This is a genomic window from Streptomyces sp. NPDC051217, assembly GCF_044455465.1.
Taxonomy (GTDB): domain Bacteria; phylum Actinomycetota; class Actinomycetes; order Streptomycetales; family Streptomycetaceae; genus Streptomyces.
Window position 1 is genome coordinate 88,287 of the sequence record NZ_JBITEV010000004.1, and the last position, 23,413, is coordinate 111,699.

The following is a 23,413-nucleotide window of genomic DNA, read 5'->3' on the forward strand; positions in this document are numbered from 1 at the left end:
ATTTTTTCTCTTCAGGATTTGAACTGATCACGAGAAGGTCACTAGGGTCAGGCCTCGAACCTTCGCGCGGTTGATCACCCATCCGGGGTGGCGGCGAAGGAACCGCCGAATTCGTGTAGTTCAGTCCGGTTGCACCGGATTCCCGGTCCCACCGGGAACGCTGAGCTCATGGAGCCGGGGACCCGCTCCCCACGCACCCGGTAGGCGGCTCGAGGAAGAAGGAGCTCGCCTTCGTGGCGTCCCACCGTCGTCCCAAGCAGCCGAGCCGCGCCCGCGTGACCGTGCTCTCCGCGACCGCAGCCGCAGCTGTCGCTCTGACGTCCCAGGCCGCGCAGGCCGACCCGAAGCCGACCGTCGAAGACGTCAAGGAAAAGGTCGACAAGCTCTACCACGAGGCCGAGGCCTCGACGGAGAAGCACAGCGGCGCCGAAGAGAAGGAAAAGAAGCTCGAGAAGCAGGTCGAGGCGATCCAGGACAAGGTCGCGCGCGGCCAGGACGAGCTCAACGAGCTGCGTACCGGCCTCGGTTCGATGGCCAGCGCCCAGTACCGCTCCGGCGGTATCGACCCGGCCCTCCAGCTCTTCCTCTCCTCCGACCCGGACGACTATCTGGACAAGGCCTCCGTGCTCGACCAGATGGGCGCCAAGCAGGTCGGCGCGCTGGAGAAGATCCAGGCCAAGCAGCGGACCCTCGCGCAGCAGCGCAAGGAGGCGTCCCTCAAGCTGAAGGATCTCGAAGCGACGCGGGTCGAACTGGCGAAGAAGAAGAAGGACGTCCAGACCAAGCTCAACGCGGCGAACAAGCTCCTCAACACGCTGACCGCGGCGGAGCGCGCGAAGATCCAGTCCGACGACGCCAAGCGCGCGGCCCGTGGCAACGAGCGCGTCAACCTCGGCAACGAGTCGGCCTCTTCGGGCCGCGCCGCCGCCGCGCTGGCCGCCGCCAAGACCCAGCTGGGCAAGCCGTACATCTCCGGCGCCGAGGGCCCCAACTCCTACGACTGCTCCGGGCTGACCCAGTGGGCCTACGCCCAGGCGGGCGTGGCCCTCACGAGGACCACCTACACCCAGGTCAACGACGGTGTGCAGATAGGCCGCGGCGAACTCGCCCCCGGCGACCTGGTCTTCTTCAGCGGTCTGAGCCATGTCGGGCTGTACGCGGGCAACGGCCAGGTGATCCACGCCCCGAAGCCGGGCACCGTGGTGCGCTACGAGTCCATGGAGTGGGCCGGCAGCTTCCAGTTCGGCGTCCGCGTCTGACGCACCGCTCGGCGCGGGTGCTCCGTACGGACACCCGCGCACACCCACGGACACGACCGCGACCGCCCGTACGGGCGAATCTTGGTTACTCCCGCTGACGCACGCCCCGCCGGTGACCTGTGATCTCCGGCGGGGCATCACTGTCTGTGCCCGGCGCGGTCTTTGGTCACTCCGTGTCCGCACGGTTACTGTCTGCTGCGCCGCAGCTCCCGGTCATGGTTCCGCCCGTCGGGCGGCAGGGGGCTGCGCAATGCGTCCAGCGGAAGGAAGTGCGGCTTCCTGTGGTGTCCCATCGTCGTTCCTCACACCCCGGCCACAGCCGGGGCACCCGGGTCACGGTCCTGTCCGCCGCGGCTGTCACGGCCGCGGCCGCCCTCGGGACGGCGCCGGCGGGCGCGGACCCGAGGGAGACGACCGAGACGGCCCGGTCGACCGTCGACCGGCTGTACGAGGAGGCCGAGAAGGCCACCGAGCGGTTCAACAAGGCGGGCGAGCGGGCCGGTGTGCTGCGCCAGCGGGTGGACCGGGTGCGGGACAGCGCGGCCCGGGGCCAGGAGCGCGTCAACCGGATGCGTGGCGCGCTCGGTTCGATCGCGAGTGCCCAGTACCGCTCCGGCGGACTCGATCCGGCGCTCGCGCTGCTGCTCTCCTCCGACCCGGACAGCTATCTCGGCAAGGCCGAGGCCCTGGACCGGCTGAGCGACCGCCAGGCGCTGGCCCTGCGCGAACTGGGGCTGGCCCAGCGCAAGCTCGACCGGCAGCGTGCCGAGGCGACGAAGGACCTCGCCGAGCTGGAGCGCAGCCGGGCGGCCGTCGCCCGCCACAAGCGCACCGTCGAGGCCAAGCTCGCGGAGGCGCGGCGGCTGCTGAACTCGCTGCCCGGCGCCGCGAGGGACGCCGACCGGGCCTCGCGCTCCGGGCGCGACGCCGGCCCGCTCTCGTTCGACGGGGAGGCACCCGCTTCCGCGCGGGCCGCGGCGGCGGCCCGCGCCGCCCGCGGCGTCGTCGGCATGCCGTACGTGTGGGGCGCCAACGGCCCCTCGGGGTTCGACTGTTCGGGGCTGACCCAGTGGGCGTACGCGCAGGCCGGGGTCTCTCTGCCGCGTACGTCGCAGGCGCAGCGGTACGCGGGACAGCAGGTACCGCTCTCCCAGGCGAGACCGGGCGACCTGGTCGCCTACCGCGACGACGCCAGCCACATCGGGATGTACATGGGCAACGGCCAGGTGGTGCACGCGCCTTACCCCGGTGCCTCGGTCCGTTACGACCCGGTCGGCATGATGCCGGTCTCCTCGGTCACCCGGGTCTGAGCGCGGTCCGGCCCTTCCGGAGGACCGGTCACCGACGCATCGTCGGGATTCGTCCTCGCGGCGCCCCGTACGATCGGCAGGGTGGCAGGTCAGGGACGTACGACTCGAAGACGTGCGGCGGGTCGCGGGCGTACGCCCACCCGCGGCGCGGTCCGCCGCCGTGCGGCGGTCTCGCTGCTGGGGTGTCTGCTGGTCGCCTCCGGCTGTTCCGCGCCCACCGCGACCGACGCCGCCTCCGGCGCGATCGAGCGGACGCTCGACCAGCGGGCCGACGCGCTCCTCGACCGTGACGAGAGCGGCTATCTGGCCGCCGTCGACCCCGCCGCCGGTGAGCTGCTCGCCGCCGAGCGGCGGACGTACCGCAATCTCAGCGACGTACCCGTGCGGTCGTGGGAGTACGAGCTGCGGGACGTCGAGCGCTCCGGGAAGCACGTGACGGCACGGGTCGAGCTGCGCTTCCGGATAGAGGGCTACGACAGCGCGCCCGTCGCCTCGGCCCGCACGCTGGAGCTGACCGAACGGGACGGGCGCTGGTACGTGACGGCCGACCGGCCCGGCGAGGGCGGCGTACAGCAGCTCTGGCAGCAGGGCGCCGTCGACGTCGTCCACGGCAGGCGCAGCCTGATCCTCGGCGTCGGCCAGGGCAACGACCGGCTGCGCGAGATCGCCGCAGCCGCCGACCGGGCGGTGCCAGCCGTGGACGAGGCATGGCCGGGCGAGTGGTCGGGGCGCGTCGTGGTGCTCGTGCCGGAGTCGGTGGAGTCGATGGCGGGTCTGCTGGGCGCCTCCGCGGCGAGCTACCGGGGCATCGCCGCGGTCACGACCGGTGAGACCCGGCAGGAGGGCTCCTCGCCGGCGGACCGGGTGATCGTCAACCCCGACGCGTACGGCATCCTGGGCGACTTCGGGCGCCGGGTGGTCCTCACCCACGAGACCACCCATGTGGCGACGCGGGCGGACACCTCGAAGGCCACGCCGATGTGGCTGTCGGAAGGTTTCTCCGACTGGGTGGCCTACCGGGACACCAGCCCCATGGACGGCCAGGCCGCGCCGGAGCTCGAACGGTCCCTGCGCCGGGGGGACCTGCCCGCCGCTCTTCCCGAGGACGGTGACTTCGCCTTCGACGCGAAGGCGGACGAGCTGGCGCGCGCGTACGAGGGCGGGCGTCTGGCGTGCGAGCTGATCGCCGAGCGCTGGGGCGAGCGGAAGCTGACGGACTTCTACCGGGCGGTCGGGGAGCACGAGGAGCGCGAGGGCGCCGTCGAGGACGCGATGAACGAGGTGCTGTCGGTGACGCCCGACGAATTCGGCGGGCTGTGGCGGGACCACATGCGCGAGCGGCTGCGCTGAGGACCTGGACCCGCCCCGCTCGGTGCCGTACGGGCCCTGGGTGGGGCTCTCAGGAGCCGAGCAGCCGGTACGTGTCCTCCTTGCTCTCCTCCTCGCTGCCGGCCGCGCCCGCCACCTTCTGGCCTTCACGCGGGCGCGGACCGGGCACCGTCCGGCGCCACAGCCGGCCGCACGCCGACAGCGTCGCGGCGACCAGCAGCCCGTTGCGTACGACGAGCAGGCTCACGCCCAGCCAGTCGCTCGCCGTCACGTTCGAGAAGAACAGCGGGAATTCGAGCACCGTGACCGCCGAGGCCGCCACCACGAGCACCGCGGGCAGCGTCATCGGGCTCGACCGCAGGAGCAGACAGACGGCGGCGAGGCCCACCAGCCAGATCATGTACTGCGGACTGATCACCCGGCTGGTGACGGTGAAGAGCAGGACCGCGACGAACGCCGCGTCGCACAGGGTGCTCGCGGTGAACGTGGTCGCCTTCACCCGCCAGACGAGCAGCCAGCCGAAGGCCGCCACGCTGAGGACCAGGGCGAGCGCGCTGACGAGCGGGACGTACGGCCCCCGGAACTCCACCGAGCCGTAGGAGAACATCACGGCCCCGTCCCAGCCGAGATGCCGCGCCACATGGAAGACCAGCGCCCCCAGCGACTCGACCTCCGTGCCCCGGTCGCGCTGCGCGGTGAGGAAGTCCAGCGCGCCCGGCAGCGCCGCGGACACCATGGCCAGCAGCGCGAGCGCCGTGGCGACGGCGGCGGACCAGGAGAGCCGGGTGGCCCGGCCCCGCGGCGTACCGATCAGCAGCAGCACCGGCCACACCTTCAGCAGCGCCCCGAACCCCGCGAGCGCGCCCAGGAGTTGGGGCCTGCGGAGGCCCACGAGGAGGGCGCAGACGGCCACGGCGGTCACCATCACGTCGTAACGGGCGTACCCGGTGGGCCCGAGCAGCGCCACACCCGCCACCCATACCCAGGCGCCGCGGATCGAGCGTCCCGGGCGTCGTCCCGCGTGGAGCAGCAGCCCGAACACCAGCGCGTCGCAGAGCAGACAGAGGGTGAAGAACGCCGTGGCGTAGCCGAGGAAGGGCAGCAGGGCGGGGGAGAGGATCGCGAACGCGGCGCCCGGCGGGTACTGCCAGGTGACGTCGGACCGCGGGAAGGTGCCGGCGCGCAGGACGTCGTACCAGCCCTGGTAGGTGACGGAGACGTCCGGTGTGACATCGGCGCCCGGTGTGACGAGGATCCTGAGGACGCAGAGCATCAGTACGGTCCTGGTGAGAAGCCACACCGTGACCGGCCAGGCCGCGCGGCTTCCGGTGCCGCCCGCTACCCTCGCTACCCTCGCGGCGGCTCCGACGCGGGAGCGTGTCGTGTCCTCGACCGTCATGAACACCTGCCCGTTTTGACTGATATGTCTTACGTGTTGGCGGGAGCCATCATGAGGGGGAACGGGCGCGGGAACGGTGAGGCGGGGCCGTTCGGTACTGTCGGCGGCGATGCACAAGACCTTGATCGTGACCAACGACTTCCCGCCCCGGCCCGGCGGCATCCAGGCGTTCCTGCACAACATGGCGCTGCGGCTGGACCCCGACCGGCTCGTCGTCTACGCCTCCACCTGGAAGCGCGGCGCCGAGGGCACGGAGGCGACGGCGGCCTTCGACGCCGAGCAGCCCTTCACGGTCGTGCGCGACCGTACGACGATGCTGCTGCCGACCCCGGGGGTGACCAGGCGGGCGGTGGGGCTGCTGCGTGAACACGGCTGCGAGTCCGTCTGGTTCGGGGCCGCGGCCCCGCTCGGTCTGATGGGCCCCGCGCTGCGCCGGGCCGGCGCCCGGCGGATCGTCGCCACCTCGCACGGCCACGAGGCGGGGTGGGCGCAACTGCCCGCGGCCCGGCAACTGCTGCGCCGCATCGGCGAGGGCACGGACACGATCACCTACCTCGGCGAGTACACGCGCTCGCGCATCGCGGCCGCGCTCACGCCGGGCGCTGCCGGGCGCATGGTCCAACTGCCGCCCGGCGTCGACGAGAAGACGTTCCACCCGGGATCGGGCGGCGACGCGGTGCGCGAGCGGCTGGGGCTCGCGGAGCGGCCGGTCGTGGTGTGCGTCTCGCGGCTGGTGCCGCGCAAGGGACAGGACACCCTGATCCTCGCCATGCCGGCGATCCTGGCGCGGGTCCCGGACGCCGTCCTGCTGATCGTCGGCGGCGGACCGTACGACAAGGAGCTGCGGAAGCTGGCGGCGGAGACCGGCGTCGCCGACTCCGTACGCTTCACCGGCCCCGTGCCCTGGTCCGAGCTGCCCGCCCACTACGGCGCGGGCGACGTCTTCGCGATGCCCTGCCGCACCCGCCGGGGCGGCCTCGACGTGGAGGGCCTGGGCATCGTCTACCTGGAGGCCTCCGCGACGGGCCTCCCGGTGGTGGCGGGCGACTCCGGCGGCGCGCCGGACGCGGTACTGGACGGCGAGACGGGCTGGGTGGTGCACGGCGCCCCGCCCGCGCTCGCGGCGCGGGAATCGGCGGACCGTATCGTGACGCTCCTGCTCGACCCCGAGCTACGCCGGCGGATGGGCACCCGCGGCCGCGAATGGGTCGAGGACCGCTGGCGCTGGGACCTCCTGGCGAACCACCTCCGCGCGCTGCTGTAGGCCCCCACCGGCGGGGACTCCCCTGTCAGCCCCGGTACAGCGACTCGATCTCGTCCGCGAAGTGCTTCGCCACCACGCCGCGCTTCAGTTTCAGCGACGGCGTGATGTGGCCCGCGTCCTCCGTGAACTGTGCCTCCAGGACGCGGAACTTCCGTACCGACTCCGCCTTCGACACCGCCGCGTTGCCGTCGTCCACCGCCTGCTGGACCGCCGCCAGCAGATCCGGGTCCTCGTGGAGCGACGCCGCCGTCGAGCCCGCCGGCTTGCCGTTCTCCTTGGCCCAGCGCGCCAGGAACTCCTCGTCGATCGTCACCAGCGCGCCCACGAACGGACGCCCGTCGCCGACCACCATGCACTCGGCGATCAGCGCGTGCGCGCGGATGCGGTCCTCGATCACGGCGGGGGCGACGTTCTTGCCGCCCGCCGTCACCAGGATCTCCTTCTTGCGGCCGGTGATCGCGAGATACCCGTCCTCGTCGAGCGTGCCGATGTCGCCGGTGTGGAACCAGCCGTCGGCCAGCGCCTCAGCCGTCGCCGCCTCGTTGTTCCAGTAGCCCGTGAACACGTGCTCGCCGTGCAGCAGCACCTCGCCGTCGTCGGCGATACGGATCACCGAACCCGGCAGCGGCTGCCCCACCGTGCCGATCTTCTGCCGGTCCCACGGGTTGAACGCGGTGGCCGCGCACGTCTCGGTCAGGCCGTACCCCTCCAGCACCGTGAAGCCGATGCCCCGGAAGAAGTGACCGAGCCGTTCGCCCAGCGGGGCGCCGCCGGAGATGGCGTACTCGCCCCGGCCACCGAGGACCGCGCGCAGTTTGCCGTACACGAGCGCGTCGAAGACCTTGTGCCTGATCCTCAGCCCGAGGGACGGACCCCGCGCGCTGTCCATCGCGCGGCTGTAGTCGATCGCCGTCCGCGCCGCGCGGTCGAAGATCTTCCCCTTGCCGTCCGCCTGGGCCTTGGCGCGCGCCGAGTTGTAGACCTTCTCGAAGACACGCGGCACCCCGAGGATCAGCGTCGGCCGGAACGCGGCCAGCTCCTCGGTCAGATTCTTGATGTCCGGTACGCAGCCGAGCTTGATCGGCGCCATCACGGAAGCCACCTCGACCAGCCGCCCGAAGACGTGCGCGGCGGGCAGGAAGAGCAGGACGGAGCAGTCGCCCGTACGGAACAGCGGCTTCATGCGCTCCACCACGTTGCCGCACTCCGCGAAGAACGCGCGGTGCGTGAGCACGCAGCCCTTGGGCCGGCCGGTGGTCCCCGAGGTGTACACGATCGTCGCCGGATCGTCCGCCTTCGCCGTCGCGCTGCGCCGGTCGACCACCGCTTCGGTGATCTCCGCGCCCGCGGCGGTCAGCTCCGCCACACAGTCCTTGTCGATCTGCCAGATGTGCCGCAGCTCCGTCAGCCCGTCCGACACCGACCGCACGGCCGCCGCGTTCGCGTCGGACTCCACGATCACGGCGGCGGTGCCGGAGTCGCCGAGGACCCACTGCACCTGCTCGGCGGAGCTCGTCTCGTACACCGGTACCGTGACGGCGCCCGCGCTCCAGATCGCGAAGTCGAACAGCACCCACTCGTACCGGGTCCGGGACATCAGGGCGACCCGCTCACCCGGGAGGATGCCGGACGCGATCAGCCCCTTGGCCACCGCCCGTACCTCGGCGAGGAACCGGGTGGCCGTGACGTCCGTCCAGACGCCGCCGACCTTGCGGCCAAGGACCGCGACATCCGGGTGCTGAGCGGCGTTGCGTCTGATGAGATCCGTCAGATTGCCGTCCGAGGGGACCTCGTACAGGGCCGGAAGGCTGAACTCGCGCAAGACTGCTGCTCCTCGTCGGGCGCCGGTGGCGCGGCACTGGGCCGAACCGGCTGCGGTCCACATCGGGCAGGTGCTCTCGGGGGTGAGCACGACGGGACTGCCCGGACGTTACCCACCGGTACACAGTTCCGGATAGAGGGCGCCGGCCAGATGTTCCCTGCGTCACACGTTTTTGACGGTCCTTCGCGCAGAGTAGTCCACAGCTGTGCGGACGTGCGAGTAATCGCAGGTCCGGACCCCTCTACTCAGTCGGAAGGCGGCGATCTAGGGTGAGCGGCATGCGTGGTGGCGGGAACAGCGGCAGGGACAGCGGCGGAAGCGGCCGCGGCGGAAACGGTGGCGACGGTGGGACCGGCGGCAACGGCGGCGTCCGTACCCGCGTCCACGTCGTCAGCGACGTGCACGGCAACGCCCGCGACCTCGCCACGGCCGGCGACGGCGCCGACGCCCTGATCTGTCTGGGCGACCTCGTCCTCTTCCTCGACTACGCCGACCACTCGCGCGGCATCTTCCCCGACCTCTTCGGCAAGGAGAACGCCGACCGCATCGTGGAGCTGCGCACCGCTCGCCGCTTCGACGAGGCCCGTGACCTGGGCCGCGGCCTCTGGGCCGGGCTGGAGGCCGACCGCGAGACGGCCATCGAATCGGCGGTGCGCCGCCAGTACGCCGAACTGTTCGCCGTCTTCCCCACCCCGACGTACGCCACCTACGGCAACGTCGACATCCCCGCCCTCTGGCCCGAGTACGCCGGATCGGGCACGACCGTCCTCGACGGCGAGCGCGTCGAGATCGCCGGACGCGTCTTCGGCTTCGTCGGCGGCGGCCTGCGTACCCCGATGCGCACCCCCTACGAGATCTCCGACGAGGAGTACGCCGCCAAGGTCGAACGGCTCGGCGATGTCGACGTGCTCTGCTCCCACATCCCGCCCGACGTACCGGAGTTGACGTACGACACCGTCGCCCGCCGCTTCGAGCGCGGCAGCCGCGCGCTGCTCGACGCCCTGCGCCGGACGAAACCGAGGTACGCGCTCTTCGGCCATGTCCACCAGCCGCTCGCCCGCCGGATGCGCGTCGGCTCGACGGAGTGTGTGAACGTCGGACACTTCGCGTCCACCGGACGGCCCTGGGCCATGGAATGGTGACCGGCGCGCACGCGATAACCTGCACGCTGCACGGGCGGTACCGGTAAGCGTGACCGTCGCCCCGCACCACCGGGGCGACACCATCTGGAGGAGCACGTCGATGGCGGAACACACCAAGTCGAGCATCACGATCGAGGCGGCACCCGCCGACGTGATGGGCGTGATCGCCGACTTCGCCCGCTATCCCGAGTGGACCGGCGAGGTGAAGGAGGCCGAGGTGCTCTCCACCGACGCCGAGGGCCGCGCCGAACAGGTACGGCTGGTGCTCGACGCCGGCGCGATCAAGGACGACCACACCCTCGCGTACACCTGGACCGGCGGTGACGAGGTCAGCTGGACGCTGGTCAAGTCCCAGATGCTGCGCTCGCTCGACGGCTCGTACCAGCTCGTGCCGACGGACGGCGGGGCGCGCACCGAGGTCACCTACCGGCTGACCGTCGATGTCAAGATCCCGATGCTCGGGATGATCAAGCGCAAGGCCGAGAAGGTCATCATCGACCGCGCGCTGGCCGGTCTGAAGAAGCGGGTCGAGAGCGCCCCCGGAAGCGCCGGGTCCGCCGGAGCGTTCGAGAAGCCCGGCGCCTGATGGCGGAGAGTACGGCCGATACCGCACGTGGGGCACGTACGACGAGGGCGATGCGAACGGTCCTGGTCACCGGCCCCGGCGGCGCCGGCCGTACCACCGTCGCCGCGGCGACCGCCGTGGCCGCCGCCCGGCGCGGCGACCGCACGCTGCTGCTCTGCGCCGACCCCGCGGGCCCCGGCGCCGTCCTTGGCGGGACCGCCGGTCTCGGGGCCGAACCGGCGGAGGTGGCCCCCGGCCTCTGGGCCGCGCGCGTCGACCCCGCAGACTACTTCCGCACCGAGTTCCTCGCCCTCCAGGACCGCGCGGCCACCGTGCTCGACATGCTCGGTGCCCGGCGCCTCGACGGCGAAGAGCTGACCGAGCTGCCCGGCAGCGAACAGTTCGCCCTGCTCCAGGCGCTGCGCCGGGCCTCGGCCGGCGACTGGGACGTACTCGTCGTCGACCTGCCGCCGCTGCGCGACGCCCTGTCCGTGCTCGCGCTGCCCGAGCGGCTCCGCCGGCTGCTCGGCCGCCTCCTGCCCGTGGAGCGGCAGGCCGCGCGTGCGCTGCGCCCGATCATGGCGCAGCTCGCCGGAGTGCCGATGCCCGCGGGCTGGCTGTACGGCGCCGCCGCCCGCAGGGACGAGGAACTGGCCGCCGTCCAGGCGCTGATCGAGGCCGGCACCACGACGGTGCGGCTCGTCGCCGAGCCGGGCCCGGCCGCCGGGGACGCACTGCGCGTGGCCCGCGACGGGCTCAGCCTGTACGGGCTGCGCGTCGACGCCCTCGTACCGAACAAGGTGCTGCCGGCGGACTCGTCCGACGCCTGGCTCGCGACGCTCGCCGCCCAGCAGCAGAAGTGCCTGGACGAGTGGGGCAAGGAGTACGGCTCCGCCTGGCCGCTGCGCCCGGTGCGGCATCTCGGCCGGGATCCGCGCGGAGCCGCGGATCTCGCCGATCTCGCCGATCTCGCCGATCTCGCCGATCTCGCCGATCTCGCCGATCTCGCGGACATCGCGGAGCTCGGTGATCTCGCGGATCACGCCGATCATGGTCCTGACCTGGACGCGGGCGAGGGACCGGGCCCCGCCCCGTACGGCGATCCCTGGTGGGTCGAGGACCGGCGGGAGGAGGACGGCCTGCTGGTGTGGTGCCTGCCCCTGCCCGGCGCCGTGAAGTCGGACGTCGGCCTGATCCGGCGCGGCGACGAACTCCTGCTGACCGTAGGGCCCTTCCACCGCATGGTGCCGCTCGAAGCCGCCCTGCGGCGCTGCACCGTATCGGGCGCCGCGCTCACGGACGGTGTCCTGAAGGTCCGGTTCACGCCGGAGCCGGGGCTCTGGCCGCGCACCCCCTGAACGTCCCCCCGCGGTTCAGGTACCGTCGAAGGTACACAGCCTCCGTTCCGCCCCGGACGAGGCGCCTTGTCCCGATGCGGGAGTAACCCATGAGTGATGCCATCGAGCGTCCCGCCGCCGACCCGGACGCCTGGGCCACGGCCTGCGCCGAGGACCTCGCCGCCGAGAAGGTCCGTCGTCGCGCCGTGCACGGTACGCCGCCCGGCTCGGCCTCCGAGGAACTGCGCAGGTTCGTGGACGCGGTCGCCGACAAGGTGTCCTCGTTCCAGAGCCCGCTGCTCGGCATGGCCGCACAGGGCGCCGTCCAGCAGTTCATCAGTCAGGCGAAGTCCGCCGTCGAGCCGGTCATCGACCGCAATCCGGATCTTTTCGACCATCTCGCGGCGGCCGGAAACGAACTGCTCGCGGCCTACCGCTCCGCGGTCGAGGGCGACGAGCGCCGCTGGACCCGGGGACCGTCGGAGGCTCCCGACATCAGCCTGAACAAGCCGGACGAAAAGGCCAACGACTCCTCGGACCCCCGTGATGAGGGCCCCACTCCCGGTACCCACATCGACCTGGACTGACCAGCCGGGCGCCCGCCCTCGGGTACGGTTGGGCCCAGCGGGGCTCGACCGAAAACTGAGGGACACATGGGACTCACCATCGGCGTCGACATCGGCGGCACGAAGATCGCGGCGGGCGTGGTCGACGAAGAGGGCACGATTCTCGATACGCATCAGGTGCCCACCCCGCCGACCGCCGAAGGCATCGTCGACGCGATCTGCGCGGCGGTGTCCGGGGCCGGCAAGGGACACGACATCGAGGCCGTCGGCATCGGGGCCGCCGGTTACGTGGACGACAAGCGCGCCACCGTCCTCTTCGCGCCGAACATCGACTGGCGTCACGAACCGCTCAAGGACAAGGTCGAGCAGCGGGTCGGTATGCAGGTCGTGGTGGAGAACGACGCGAACGCGGCGGCCTGGGGCGAGTACAAGTTCGGGGCCGGACAGGGCCACGACGACGTCATCTGCATCACGCTCGGCACCGGGCTCGGCGGCGGCATCATCATCGGCAACAAACTGCGCCGAGGACGCTTCGGCGTGGCGGCGGAATTCGGCCATATCCGCGTCGTTCCCGACGGGTTGCTCTGCGGCTGTGGCAGCCAGGGCTGCTGGGAGCAGTACGCCTCGGGGCGCGCCCTCGTCAGATACGCGAAGCAACGCGCCAACGCCACCCCCGAGAACGCGGAGATCCTGCTGCGTCTCGGCGACGGCACACCCGACGGCATCGAGGGCAAGCACGTCAGCGCCGCCGCCCGGGAGGGCGACCCGGTGGCCGTCGACTCCTTCCGGGAGCTGGCCCGTTGGGCCGGCGCGGGCCTGGCCGACCTGGCCTCTCTCTTCGATCCGTCGGCGTTCATCGTCGGCGGTGGCGTGTCGGACGAGGGCGAACTGGTCCTCGACCCGATCCGCAAGTCCTTCCGCCGCTGGCTGATCGGCGGGCAATGGCGCCCGCACGCGCAGGTGCTCGCCGCCCAACTGGGCGGCAAGGCCGGGCTGGTGGGCGCGGCGGACCTGGCCCGCCAGGGCTGAGCCGTACCGGTCCCGTACCGAATCAAGGACGGGTCCGGCAATCCGGATGATCACGCCCGCCGCGCCCCTCAAGGGTGCGGCGGGCGTTGGCCTATCGTGGTTCGGTGACAACTCCGGTGAGTGGACAGGGTGGACCCGTCCCCATGATTTCGCTGCCCGACTCCCGTACCGAGCCCGATGGTTCGGCCGTGATCCGCGTGCTCAGCTACAACGTCCGTTCCATGCGCGACGATCGCGAGGCGCTGGCCCGGGTGATCCGCGCCTGCCAGCCCGACCTGGTCTTCGTCCAGGAGGCGCCGCGTTTCTTCCGCTGGCGCAAGCGCGCCGCGTGGCTGGCCGCCCGGACGGATCTCGTCGTCCTCGGCGGCGGTGGCACGGCCGCGGGCCCGCTGCTGCTCTGCTCGCTGCGTGCGACGGTGGAGCGTACGGAGGACGTACTGCTGCCGCTCACGCCCGGACTGCACCGGCGCGGCTTCGCCACCGCCGTCGTACGGATCGGCGGCGCCCGTATCGGGCTGCTCAGCTGCCATCTGAGCCTCCAGGCCGACGAGCGCCTCGCCCAGGCCGGGATGCTGCTCGACCGCGTCAGGGCGATGAAGGTGCCGCACGCGGTCGTGGCCGGTGACCTCAACGACCGGCCCCAGGGGCGCTCGTTCCGGCGGATCGCCAAGGAGCTTCGGGACTGCTGGGCGGTCAAGCCCTGGGGGAGCGAGTACACCTCGACGCCCGGCGATCCTCATCAGCGCATCGACGCGATCTTCGCGACCGAAGGTGTCGAAGTGCTGGGCTGCGGAGTGCCGTTGGGGCTGCCGGGCATCGAGGAGAGCGACCTGCGGGCGGCCACGGACCACCTTCCGGTGCTGGCCGCCCTGCGCGTACCCGCGTCCTGAACGCCGCTCCCGGGCAGGGGTCCTGAGCCCAGGTCAGGTCTGACGGAGCGTCAAGTCGCTCCGCCGCACGCCCTGTCAGGGACCGGGCCGTCGGACGACTGCTGTCCGGACTACGGCTGTTCGGACCGTCGCTGTTCGGACCGTCGCGTTCAGACCACCGCGCCGCGGCCCGGATCGTCGTTTTCCTCGTCGTCGTGCTGCATCCGCGCCACCAGCGTGACGAAACCGCCCAGGAAGCCGCCGATGCAGACCGTCGTCAGCCACCAGGTCATCTCCCACTGCAACAGCACGGCGAGGAGCATGAGCACCGGGCCGCCGATCACCGCGAGCCAGGCGAACTTCGCCGTGACGTCCGCCTCCGGCAGCGGTGGCGGCTCCGGCGGTACGAAATGGCCCTCGTCGCTGTCGTCGAGGTCTTCTTCCTTGGGCTCCGCCACCGAGTAGTCGCGCGGCCCCCCGCCGGCGACGCCGGGCGCGAAGACGATCGAGCCGCCGAGCGGCGACTTGTCCGGCTTGTCGAACTTGCTCGGTTTGATGGGATCGCCGGTCTCGGTGTCCGCCTGACGCTCGGGCGTGGGCGCCACGACGGATTCGGCATCGGCGGTGCCCGGCGTGATGCCCGGCTTGGTACCCGACGCGGTGTCCGGTCCCGCTTCCGGCACGGCCTCCGACCGGTTCACCGGCCCGAGGTCCGCCTTCGTGGTCCCGGACCCCTTGTCCTTGGGCGGCGCCGGCTCGGAGCTGTTCCGGTCGCTCTCCAGGAGCGCCAGATCCTCGACCGACTTGAAGGGCTTGGCACCCGGCGGATCGGCCGGCTCCTCGCCGTAACCCGCGACGATCGCCGCCCACGCGGCGTCCTCGTCGATCGGCTGCGGCTCGCGGTCCGCGTCATGCTCAGCCACCGGTTGTGCTCCCCTTCTTCCCGACGATCGGAGCGAGTCGGCCGATGAACGCGTGACTCTCCTCGAAAATCCGCTCCGCATCGTGGTCCAACGTCGCCACGTGGTAGCTCTGTTCCAGAATGACTTCACGGATGTCTGTCGAAGAGACCCGGCCGAGGATCCTGGCCGAGTCGGCCGGGGGCACGACATGGTCCTGGGGGCTGCGCATCAGCAGCAGCGGCTGGGTGACCTGGGGCAGCTCCCGGTCCACCAGCCGGAAGAAATTCCGCAGCGAGTGCGCGGCGTGCAGCGGCACCCGGTCGTACCCGATCTCCTCGCTGCCCGGCAGCGCGATGTCGCTGCGCAGACCCTTTGTCGTCCGGACGAGGTGACGCGCGACCGGCAGGGCGTACGCCGAAAGGCCGTGCACCTTGTTACCCGGGTTGACGACCGCGACGCCGGTGACGGCGTGCCCGTGCTTGGCGGCGAGGCGCAGTGCCAGCGTCCCGCCCATGGAGAGACCGAAGACGAAGACCTGCTCGCACCGCTCGACGATCTCCCGCAGCGCGCGGTCCACCTCCGCGTACCAGTCCTGCCAGCCGGTGATCTGCATGTCCTCCCAGCGTGTGCCGTGCCCGGGGAGCAGCGGCAGAGACACGGTGAGATCCCGGGCGGCCAGATACTCGGCCCAGGGGCGCAGCGACTGCGGGGAACCGGTGAATCCGTGGCAGAGGAGGACGCCGACATCTCCGCCCTCGTGGCGGTACGGCTCGGCTCCAGGAAGGACCGGCACAGGGTCTCCTGTTCGTCAGTCTCGAAGTGGTACTTCACCGTACGCGACCGGACCGACACCGACCAGAGCCGTCGGCGCCCCATGACGGAACCCGCGCGTCCCCCGCGGGTTAAGGTCGGTCGACAGCACACAGGAGGCACCCGAGTTGATCTACCGCGCGATGAAGTTCTCCATCGGAGGGCCGCTCAAGCTTGCGTTCAGACCTTGGGTGGAGGGCATCGAGCACATCCCCGAGGACGGGCCGGCGATCCTCGCCAGCAACCATCTCTCCTTCTCGGACTCGTTCTTCCTTCCGGCGGTCCTGAGCCGGAAGGTCACCTTCATCGCCAAGGCGGAGTACTTCACCTCGCCGGGTGTGAAGGGCCGGCTCACGGCCGCGTTCTTCAAAGGTGTCGGGCAGTTGCCGGTGGACCGCTCCGGCGCGCGCGGCGCGGGCGAGGCGGCCGTCAAGAGCGGCATAGCGGTACTTCGGAGCGGCGAGCTCTTCGGTATCTACCCCGAGGGCACCCGGTCGCCCGACGGCCGGCTCTACCGCGGCAAGCCGGGTGGTCTGGCACGCGTGGCGCTCGCCTCCGGCGCGCCCGTGATCCCGGTCGCCATGATCGACACGGAGAAGATCCAGCCGCCGGGCACGGTGATGCCGAAGCTGATGCGCCCCGGGATCAGGATCGGGCGACCGCTGGACTTCAGCCGGTATCAAGGCATGGAGAGCGACCGTTTCATCCTGCGTTCGCTGACCGACGAGGTCATGTACGAGATCATGAAGCTCTCCGGTCAGGAGTACGTCGACATCTACGCGACGGCCGCCAAACGCAAGATCGCGGAAGAGGCGAAGGCCGCGAAGACGGCGAAGCCGCCGAAGCCGGGTAAGCCGGAGCAGCCGGAGAAGACAGAGCGGCCGGAGAAGACGGAGCAGCCGAGGTAGGCGGGACAGACAGGGCGGACGGGCTGACCGGGGGATGGGGGAACACATGGCCGGACGCGAACGGGTCGTACGGATGTCGGTCGAGCAGCCGCTGTGGCGTGCGCTCACCGCGTACCGCCTGCTGACCATGGTCTACGCGGCCCTGATCGCCGCCTTCGCGCGCGACAAGTTCGAACGCCCCTGGCTCGCCGCCGGATATCTCGCCGTCCTCGTCGTCTGGACGGTCGCCACGCTGCCCAAGGTGGCCAACGCCGTCAGCTGCACCAAGCGCTTCCTCGGCGTCGATCTCACCATCGCTCTCGTCGGCGTGCTGCTCACCCCGGTCGTCGACGTGCAGGCCCGGTACGCCGACGGCCCCACCCTGCCGAGCATATGGACCGCCGGCGCCGTCCTCGCCTTCGCCGTCAAGGGCGGCTGGCGCTGGGCCGCCTTCGCCTCCTCGCTGGTCGCCGTCGCCAACCTGGTCGGGCGCGGCAACCCCAGCCGCGACACCCTCCACAACGTGCTGCTCGTCTGGGTGGCGTCCATCGCGATCGGTTACATCGTGGAGGTCGCCCGCGCCTCCGAACGCACCCTGGCGCGCGCCCTGGAGATCGAGGCGGCGACCCGGGAACGCGAGCGGCTGGCGCGCGACATCCACGACAGCGTGCTCCAGGTCCTGGCCATGGTGCAGCGGCGCGGAACGGCGCTCGGGGGTGAGGCCGCGGAGCTGGGCCGGATGGCCGGGGAGCAGGAGGTCGCCCTGCGGACGCTGGTCTCCAGCGGCCTCGTGCCCACCACGCGCGCCTCCGAGGACGTCTCGCTGGGCGCGGTGGTGCGCACGGTCGACGACGCGCGGTACGCGGACGGGCCTGGCCCCGGGGACGACGGCGGCTCCGACGGGCCCGAGTTGTGGGATCTGCGTACGCTGCTGGCGCCGTTCTCGGGCTCCGCGGTGTCACTCGCCGAGCCGGGCGCTCCCGTCCTGCTCCGGCCCGCCGCCGCCAGGGAACTGGCCGCGGCCGTGGGCGCCGCCCTGGACAATGTCCGTCGGCACGCCGGTGACGGAGCGCGGTCCTGGATCCTGGTCGAGGACTCGCCGGACGAGGTGATCGTGACTGTCAGGGACGACGGCCCCGGCATCCCGGAGGGCCGTCTCGCCCAGGCCGAGGGGGAGGGGCGTCTGGGTGTCGCTCTCTCGATCCGGGGGCGGCTGCGGGAGTTGGGCGGTACGGCCGAGCTGATCTCCATTCCCGGCCAGGGCACGGAAGTCGAGTTGAAGGTTCCACGGGGGAAGGCGGAGCGATGAGCGAGCAGACGGAGAAGAACGAGCGAGGCGAGGGCGCGGAGGGAGCCGGGGGCGGTCCGACGCGCGTGATGGTCGTCGACGATCACCCCATGTGGCGCGACGCCGTCGCCCGCGACCTGACCGAGGCCGGCTTCGAGGTCGTGGCGACGGCCGGCGACGGCCCCCAGGCGGTGCGCCGCGCGACGGCCACCACCCCCGACGTGATCGTCCTCGACCTCAATCTGCCCGGTATGCCCGGCGTCCAGGTCTGCAAGGAACTGGTCGGCTCCCAGCCCGGTCTGCGGGTCCTGGTCCTCTCGGCGAGCGGTGAGCACGCCGACGTACTCGAAGCGGTGAAGTCCGGCGCCACCGGCTATCTGCTGAAGTCGGCCAGTACGGCCGAGCTGACCGACGCGGTACGACGTACCGCCGTCGGCGACCCGGTCTTCACCCCCGGACTCGCCGGACTGGTCCTCGGCGAGTACCGCAGGCTCGCCTCGGAGCCCGCTCCCGCGGCGTCCGGCGAGCCCAAGGCGCCCCAACTGACCGACCGCGAGACCGAGGTGCTCCGCCTGGTCGCCAAGGGGCTCTCGTACAAGCAGATCGCCGAGCGCCTGGTCATCTCGCACCGCACGGTGCAGAACCACGTACAGAACACCCTCGGCAAACTCCAGCTGCACAACCGCGTGGAGCTGGTGCGGTACGCGATCGAGCGCGGCCTCGACGACGTGTGACGCGCCCCCGTTCCACCCTGCGTACCCCCACTGATCGGCAACCGCCTCCCACCGCCCTCTGGTGTTACGGAAATGACCCTGCGCACCATGCCGGGGTGACCTGTGTCACTCAGGCGTGGCTCAGGTGCGTCACCGACGGCGAAGGGAAGTGTTTCCATGCGGGTCGGAGTATTGACCGGGGGCGGCGACTGCCCAGGGCTCAATGCGGTCATTCGAGGCATCGTGCGCAAAGGCGTCCAGGAGTACGGATACGAGTTCACCGGCTTCCGGGACGGCTGGCGCGGACCGCTGGAAGGCGACACCGTACGGCTCGACATCCCCACCGTGCGGGGCATCCTGCCCCGCGGTGGCACCATCCTCGGATCCTCACGCACCAATCCCCTCAAGGCGGCCGACGGCATCCGCCGGATCAAGGAGAACCTCGCGAGCGGCGGGGTCGACGCGCTCATCGTGATCGGCGGCGAGGACACCCTGGGCGTGGCGTCCCAGCTCTCCGACGTGCACGACGTGCCCTGTGTCGGCGTGCCCAAGACCATTGACAACGACCTTTCCGCCACCGACTACACCTTCGGATTCGACACGGCGGTCGGCATCGCGACCGAGGCCATCGACCGCCTCCACACCACCGCCGAGTCGCACATGCGCGTCCTCGTCTGCGAGGTGATGGGGCGGCACGCGGGCTGGATCGCCCTGCACTCGGGTCTGGCGGGCGGCGCGAACGTCATCCTCATCCCGGAACAGCGCTTCGACGTCGACCAGGTCTGCGCCTGGGTGACCTCCCGTTTCAAGGCTTCCTACGCACCGATAGTCGTCATCGCCGAGGGCGCGATGCCCAAGGACGGCGATGTGATTCTCAAGGACGGGACGCTGGACTCCTTCGGCCATGTGCGGCTGTCGGGCGTCGGCGAGTGGCTCGCCAAGGAGATCGAGAAGCGCACCGGCAAGGAGGCGCGGACCACGGTCCTCGGCCATGTGCAGCGCGGTGGTACTCCGAGCGCCTTCGACCGCTGGCTGGCCACGCGTTTCGGGCTGCACGCGATCGAGGCCGTGCGGGACGGCGATTTCGGCAAGATGGTCGCCCTGCGCGGCACGGACATCGTGCGCGTCCCGATCTCGGAGGCGATAGCGGAACTCAAGACGGTCCAGCCGGAGCTCTACAAAGAAGTCGGCGTCTTCTTCGGCTGACCGGCCCCGGTCCCGGTGGCCCCGGTCCCGGCCGTACGTACGCGCGGTGGCGTACGTACGGCCGTCCGCCGGTCGGTCAGCGCGGGCTCTCCGCCCCGCTGCCGCGCATCGCGCCGGCGAGCAGATCACCGACGATCTCCGGCCCGCGCAGCGTCAGTACGGACTCCGGGTGGAACTGGACCCCGGCGAAGCCCGGCCCGCGCAGCGCGTGCACCTCTCCCGCACCGTCCCGGCCCACCTCGATGCCCCGCGCCGCCAGCGCCGCCGCACCCGCGTCGTCGCAGCGGGCGGTGAAGCTGTTGTAGAAGCCGACGGTCTCCGTCCGGCCGAAGAGCTCGATCCGGGTCTGCGCGCCCTGGTACGGCAGCCGCTTGCGCGCCGTCCTGAGTCCCAGCTCCGCCGCGATCAGTTCGTTGCCGAGGCAGACACCCAGCAGCCCGTGCCGGTGCTCGCGCAGCAGCGCCGCGGCCAGCGCCCGCAGCGTACGCATCCGGGGATCGGTGGCGTCCGACGGGTCTCCCGGCCCCGGGCCGAGCACCACGGGCCCCCGGTGCGCGAGCGCCGCCTCCGTGCTGAAGCCGGGTTCGTCGTAGCGCCGTACGGTCACGTCCAGACCGGCGGAGCGCAGCAGGTGCGCGAGCATCGACGTGAAGGTGTCCTCGCTGTCGACGACCAGCGCGTGCCCCGTCAGCGACGCCGACCGTTCCTGCATCTTCAGCCAGAACGGCGCCAGATGCGCGCGCCGCGAGTCCAGCGCGGAACGTACACGCGGGTCGTCGGCGAGCGCCTTCCGTACGGAGGAGCCGCCCGGCCGCCCCGAGCGCACGCCCAGCGCCGTCAGCACCCCCGCCGCCTTGGCATGGGTCTCGGCGACCTCGCCGGCCGGGTCGGAGTGCCGGACGAGCGTGGCTCCGACCGGCACGCGCAGCCTGCCGTCGGCGTCGATGTCGGCCGTCCGGATCAGAATCGGGGAGTCGAGGGTCCCGGCCCCGCCCGCGTCCTTTCCTACGAGGGCCAGCGCGCCCGCGTAGTAGCCGCGCCCCGTGCCGTCCCGCCCCAGCGGCTCGTACCGCGCGATGACGCGGCAGGCGTTCTGCACCGGCGATCCGGTGACGGTCGCGGCGAACATCGTCTCCCGCAGGACGTCACGGACGTCGAGCGAGGTCCGCCCGCGCAACTCGTACTCCGTGTGCGCGAGATGGGCCATCTCCTTGAGCCGGGGGCCGATCACCACCCCGCCCATGTCGCCGACGGTGCACATCATCTTGAGTTCCTCGTCGACGACCATGGACAGCTCGTCGGTCTCCTTGCGGTCACCGAGGAAGTCGAGCAGCGCCTCCGTGGTCGGCCCCTCGGGCGGATAGCGGAACGTCCCGCTGATGGGATTCATCACGACGGTGCCGCCGCTCATCCGCACATGCACCTCGGGGCTCGCCCCGACCAGGGTCCGACCGCCCTTGTCCCCGGTGTGCACCACATACGTCCAGTACGCGCCCCGCTCACCGGCCAGCAGCCGCCGGAAGAGCGCGAGCGCGTCGGCGCGCCCGAAACCGGGGATCCGGCCCTCGAAGGTCCGCCGGATCACGAAGTTGGCGCCCTCGCCGCGCCCGATCTCGTCCTCGACGACACGCCGGACGATCTCCGCGTATCGCTCGTCGTCGACATCGAAGGCGCCGTCCTCCACGTGGACGCGGTGCGCGGGAAGATGCGCGAGGACCTCCGCGAGCGGCAGCTCGTACGACTCGTCGGCGACCAGCACCGCCAGCGGGGTGCCGTCGTCGTGCGCCTCGAAACCGCGCTCCCGGATCTGCCGGAACGGCACCAGGGCGAGCGAGGGGCGCTCGTCGTCGGCCGGGATGTCGGCCAGCCGCGCCGCCTCGCGCACGTCGCCGACGAGCAGCTCCACGATGTCGTGGTCCCGCCCCGGCGTGCGGCGGCGCAGCAGGGCGAAGGGCGGGCAGCCGTCGTCGAGGAGTCTCGCCAGGAGTGCGCGGGTGTCCGTGCGGGTGGTGTCCATGCGGGGTGGGTTCCTTCCGGAGGAGAGGAACGGCCCCGATTCCCGGTCCGTGTCGGCCGGCGGGCCGGGAAACACGGAAGGCCGCCCCTCGGGCGGCCTTGCGATTCGGTGTCGAGCGCGTGAATCAGCGGACCGCCGGATGTGCGGTCCGCCACCAAGCCTGGTTCAGCTGCGTCGACATGTCGCGGAGCATAACCGACATCCCCCGCCCGTGAAACGACCGTGGACACGCGTCTCAACCACTGAGAGAAGGCATGGACGGCTCCCGGGACACCGTAATGTTGTCCGCGTGACCGTGAACGCTGACACCCGAGCACCCGCCGTGCAGGCGACCTGGCGAGACCTCCCCGCGGCGCAGCAGCCCGAGTATCCCGATGCCGAGGCCCTGCGCGCTGCCGTCGCGGAGCTCGAAAGCTATCCGCCGCTCGTCTTCGCGGGCGAGTGCGACCAGCTGCGCGCCAGGATGGGAGCCGTCGCCACGGGCGAGGCGTTCCTGCTCCAGGGCGGCGACTGCGCCGAGGCCTTCGACGGCGTGTCCGCCGAGCAGATCCGCAGCAAGCTCAAGACCCTGCTCCAGATGGGCGCGGTCCTCACCTACGCGGCGTCCGTACCGGTGGTGAAGGTGGGCAGGATCGCGGGCCAGTACTCGAAGCCGCGTTCCAAGCCCACCGAGACGCGTGACGGCGTGACGCTGCCCACCTACCGCGGCGACTCCGTCAACGGCTTCGCCTTCACCGAGGCGGCCAGGGTCCCGGACCCCGAGCGCCTGAAGCGGATGTACCACGCGTCCGCAGCGACGCTCAACCTGGTGCGTGCCTTCACCACCGGTGGCTACGCGGACCTGCGCCAGGTGCACGCCTGGAACCAGGACTTCGTGAAGTCGTCCCCGTCCGGCCAGCGTTACGAGCGGCTCGCCCGCGAGATCGACAACGCGCTGAACTTCATGAAGGCGGCGGGCACGGACCCGGCGGAGTTCCGTACGGTCGAGTTCTTCTCCTCGCACGAGGCGCTGCTCCTCGACTACGAGTCGGCGCTGACCCGCGTCGACTCGCGCACCGGCAAGCTGTACGACGTCTCGGGCCACATGGTCTGGATCGGCGAGCGCACCCGTCAACTGGACGGCGCGCACATCGAGTTCGCCTCGCGGATCGCCAACCCGATCGGCGTCAAGCTCGGCCCGACGACGACCGTGGACGACGCGCTCAGCTACATCGACCGGCTCGACCCCGAGCGTGAGCCCGGCCGGCTGACCTTCGTCGTCCGGATGGGCGCCGACAAGGTCAGGGACAAGCTCCCCGAGCTGGTCGAGAAGGTCACCGCCTCCGGCGCGACCGTCGCCTGGGTGACCGACCCGATGCACGGCAACACCTTCGAGGCGGCGTCCGGCCACAAGACCCGCCGGTTCGACGACGTGCTCGACGAGGTCAAGGGCTTCTTCGAGGTCCACAAGGCCCTGGGCACGCACCCGGGCGGCATCCATGTCGAGTTGACGGGCGAGGACGTCACCGAGTGTGTGGGCGGCGGCGACGAGATCTTCGTCGACGACCTGCACCAGCGGTACGAGACGGCCTGCGACCCCCGGCTCAACCGCAGCCAGTCGCTCGATCTGGCCTTCCTGGTCGCGGAGATGTACCGGGCGCAGTAGGGCGTCACGGCCGCCGCGGCAGGCAGGCCGGCACGTACGAGAAGTGGGGCGCGG

Annotated in this window: 20 protein-coding genes; 15 read left to right on the plus strand and 5 right to left on the minus strand. The window is 71.4% G+C overall.

Annotated elements, in window-relative coordinates:
* Window positions 1-233: 233 nt before the first annotated feature.
* The 3 genes from ACIBBB_RS11725 (at window position 234) to ACIBBB_RS11735 (ending at window position 3,919) form a co-directional block, all read left to right on the plus strand.
* On the plus strand, window positions 234-1,259 hold the full coding sequence (locus ACIBBB_RS11725) for an NlpC/P60 family protein (protein ID WP_398980865.1): 1,026 nt from the start codon (window positions 234-236) through the stop codon (window positions 1,257-1,259).
* Window positions 1,260-1,540: 281 nt separating this feature from the next.
* Entirely contained in the window at window positions 1,541-2,569 is a 1,029-nt protein-coding gene (locus ACIBBB_RS11730) for an NlpC/P60 family protein (RefSeq protein ID WP_398980866.1), read from the plus strand.
* Window positions 2,570-2,650: 81 nt separating this feature from the next.
* Entirely contained in the window at window positions 2,651-3,919 is a 1,269-nt protein-coding gene (locus ACIBBB_RS11735; protein WP_398980867.1) for a hypothetical protein, read from the plus strand.
* Window positions 3,920-3,968: 49 nt separating this feature from the next.
* Here ACIBBB_RS11735 and ACIBBB_RS11740 read toward each other — a convergent pair whose 3' ends face one another.
* Window positions 3,969-5,297, minus strand: a complete 1,329-nt coding sequence (locus ACIBBB_RS11740) for a glycosyltransferase 87 family protein (protein WP_398980868.1) — start codon at window positions 5,295-5,297, stop codon at window positions 3,969-3,971.
* A 109-nt stretch (window positions 5,298-5,406) separates the two neighbouring features.
* Between ACIBBB_RS11740 and ACIBBB_RS11745 the strand changes: the two genes are divergently transcribed.
* Entirely contained in the window at window positions 5,407-6,561 is a 1,155-nt protein-coding gene (locus ACIBBB_RS11745) for a glycosyltransferase family 4 protein (protein ID WP_398980869.1), read from the plus strand.
* 25 nt (window positions 6,562-6,586) lie between these two features.
* On the opposite strand, the gene ACIBBB_RS11750 is transcribed toward ACIBBB_RS11745, so the two are convergent.
* Window positions 6,587-8,383 (minus strand): AMP-dependent synthetase/ligase, encoded by a 1,797-nt coding sequence (locus tag ACIBBB_RS11750; protein ID WP_398980870.1) that lies wholly within the window; start codon window positions 8,381-8,383, stop codon window positions 6,587-6,589.
* 278 nt (window positions 8,384-8,661) lie between these two features.
* Here ACIBBB_RS11750 and ACIBBB_RS11755 point away from each other — a divergent pair, with 278 nt between their 5' ends.
* The 6 genes from ACIBBB_RS11755 (at window position 8,662) to ACIBBB_RS11780 (ending at window position 13,912) form a co-directional block, all read left to right on the plus strand.
* A complete protein-coding gene (locus tag ACIBBB_RS11755; RefSeq protein WP_398980871.1) occupies window positions 8,662-9,525 on the plus strand; it encodes a metallophosphoesterase in 864 nt (287 codons plus the stop codon).
* 100 nt (window positions 9,526-9,625) lie between these two features.
* Window positions 9,626-10,111, plus strand: a complete 486-nt coding sequence (locus ACIBBB_RS11760; protein ID WP_398980872.1) for an SRPBCC family protein — start codon at window positions 9,626-9,628, stop codon at window positions 10,109-10,111.
* Window positions 10,112-10,161: 50 nt separating this feature from the next.
* Complete coding sequence (locus ACIBBB_RS11765; protein WP_398980873.1) at window positions 10,162-11,448, plus strand: ArsA family ATPase; 1,287 nt, start codon at window positions 10,162-10,164, stop codon at window positions 11,446-11,448.
* A gap of 89 nt (window positions 11,449-11,537) precedes the next feature.
* The gene (locus tag ACIBBB_RS11770) at window positions 11,538-12,014 is read left to right on the plus strand and encodes a DUF5304 domain-containing protein (protein WP_398980874.1); all 477 of its coding nucleotides are present in this window, start codon (window positions 11,538-11,540) and stop codon (window positions 12,012-12,014) included.
* Window positions 12,015-12,080: 66 nt separating this feature from the next.
* A complete protein-coding gene (locus tag ACIBBB_RS11775; RefSeq protein ID WP_329388802.1) occupies window positions 12,081-13,022 on the plus strand; it encodes an ROK family glucokinase in 942 nt (313 codons plus the stop codon).
* Window positions 13,023-13,165: 143 nt separating this feature from the next.
* Window positions 13,166-13,912, plus strand: coding sequence for an endonuclease/exonuclease/phosphatase family protein (locus tag ACIBBB_RS11780; protein WP_398980875.1), 747 nt, complete (start codon window positions 13,166-13,168; stop codon window positions 13,910-13,912).
* 149 nt (window positions 13,913-14,061) lie between these two features.
* Here the strand turns inward: ACIBBB_RS11780 and ACIBBB_RS11785 are convergent, their stop codons facing one another.
* Together ACIBBB_RS11785 and ACIBBB_RS11790 are read right to left on the minus strand one after the other, a co-directional pair.
* Window positions 14,062-14,814: a hypothetical protein gene (locus tag ACIBBB_RS11785; RefSeq protein ID WP_398980876.1), complete on the minus strand. Its 753-nt coding sequence runs from the start codon at window positions 14,812-14,814 to the stop codon at window positions 14,062-14,064.
* On the minus strand, window positions 14,807-15,586 hold the full coding sequence (locus ACIBBB_RS11790) for an alpha/beta hydrolase (RefSeq protein WP_398980877.1): 780 nt from the start codon (window positions 15,584-15,586) through the stop codon (window positions 14,807-14,809). Before ACIBBB_RS11790 ends, ACIBBB_RS11785 begins: the two co-directional genes overlap by 8 nt.
* A 145-nt stretch (window positions 15,587-15,731) precedes the next feature.
* Between ACIBBB_RS11790 and ACIBBB_RS11795 the strand changes: the two genes are divergently transcribed.
* The 4 genes from ACIBBB_RS11795 to ACIBBB_RS11810 all read left to right on the plus strand — a co-directional run bounded on the left by ACIBBB_RS11795 (window position 15,732) and on the right by ACIBBB_RS11810 (window position 19,697).
* Window positions 15,732-16,511, plus strand: coding sequence for a lysophospholipid acyltransferase family protein (locus ACIBBB_RS11795; protein ID WP_398980878.1), 780 nt, complete (start codon window positions 15,732-15,734; stop codon window positions 16,509-16,511).
* A 46-nt stretch (window positions 16,512-16,557) separates the two neighbouring features.
* Entirely contained in the window at window positions 16,558-17,799 is a 1,242-nt protein-coding gene (gene macS, locus ACIBBB_RS11800) for a MacS family sensor histidine kinase (protein ID WP_398980879.1), read from the plus strand.
* A 68-nt stretch (window positions 17,800-17,867) separates the two neighbouring features.
* Complete coding sequence (locus ACIBBB_RS11805; protein ID WP_398981297.1) at window positions 17,868-18,512, plus strand: response regulator; 645 nt, start codon at window positions 17,868-17,870, stop codon at window positions 18,510-18,512.
* Between the two features lie 156 nt (window positions 18,513-18,668).
* Window positions 18,669-19,697, plus strand: coding sequence for a 6-phosphofructokinase (locus tag ACIBBB_RS11810; RefSeq protein WP_398980880.1), 1,029 nt, complete (start codon window positions 18,669-18,671; stop codon window positions 19,695-19,697).
* 76 nt (window positions 19,698-19,773) lie between these two features.
* On the opposite strand, the gene ACIBBB_RS11815 is transcribed toward ACIBBB_RS11810, so the two are convergent.
* Window positions 19,774-21,714, minus strand: a complete 1,941-nt coding sequence (locus ACIBBB_RS11815) for an anthranilate synthase family protein (RefSeq protein WP_398980881.1) — start codon at window positions 21,712-21,714, stop codon at window positions 19,774-19,776.
* 289 nt (window positions 21,715-22,003) lie between these two features.
* Here ACIBBB_RS11815 and ACIBBB_RS11820 point away from each other — a divergent pair, with 289 nt between their 5' ends.
* Window positions 22,004-23,359 (plus strand): class II 3-deoxy-7-phosphoheptulonate synthase, encoded by a 1,356-nt coding sequence (locus tag ACIBBB_RS11820; RefSeq protein ID WP_398980882.1) that lies wholly within the window; start codon window positions 22,004-22,006, stop codon window positions 23,357-23,359.
* Window positions 23,360-23,413: the final 54 nt, after the last annotated feature.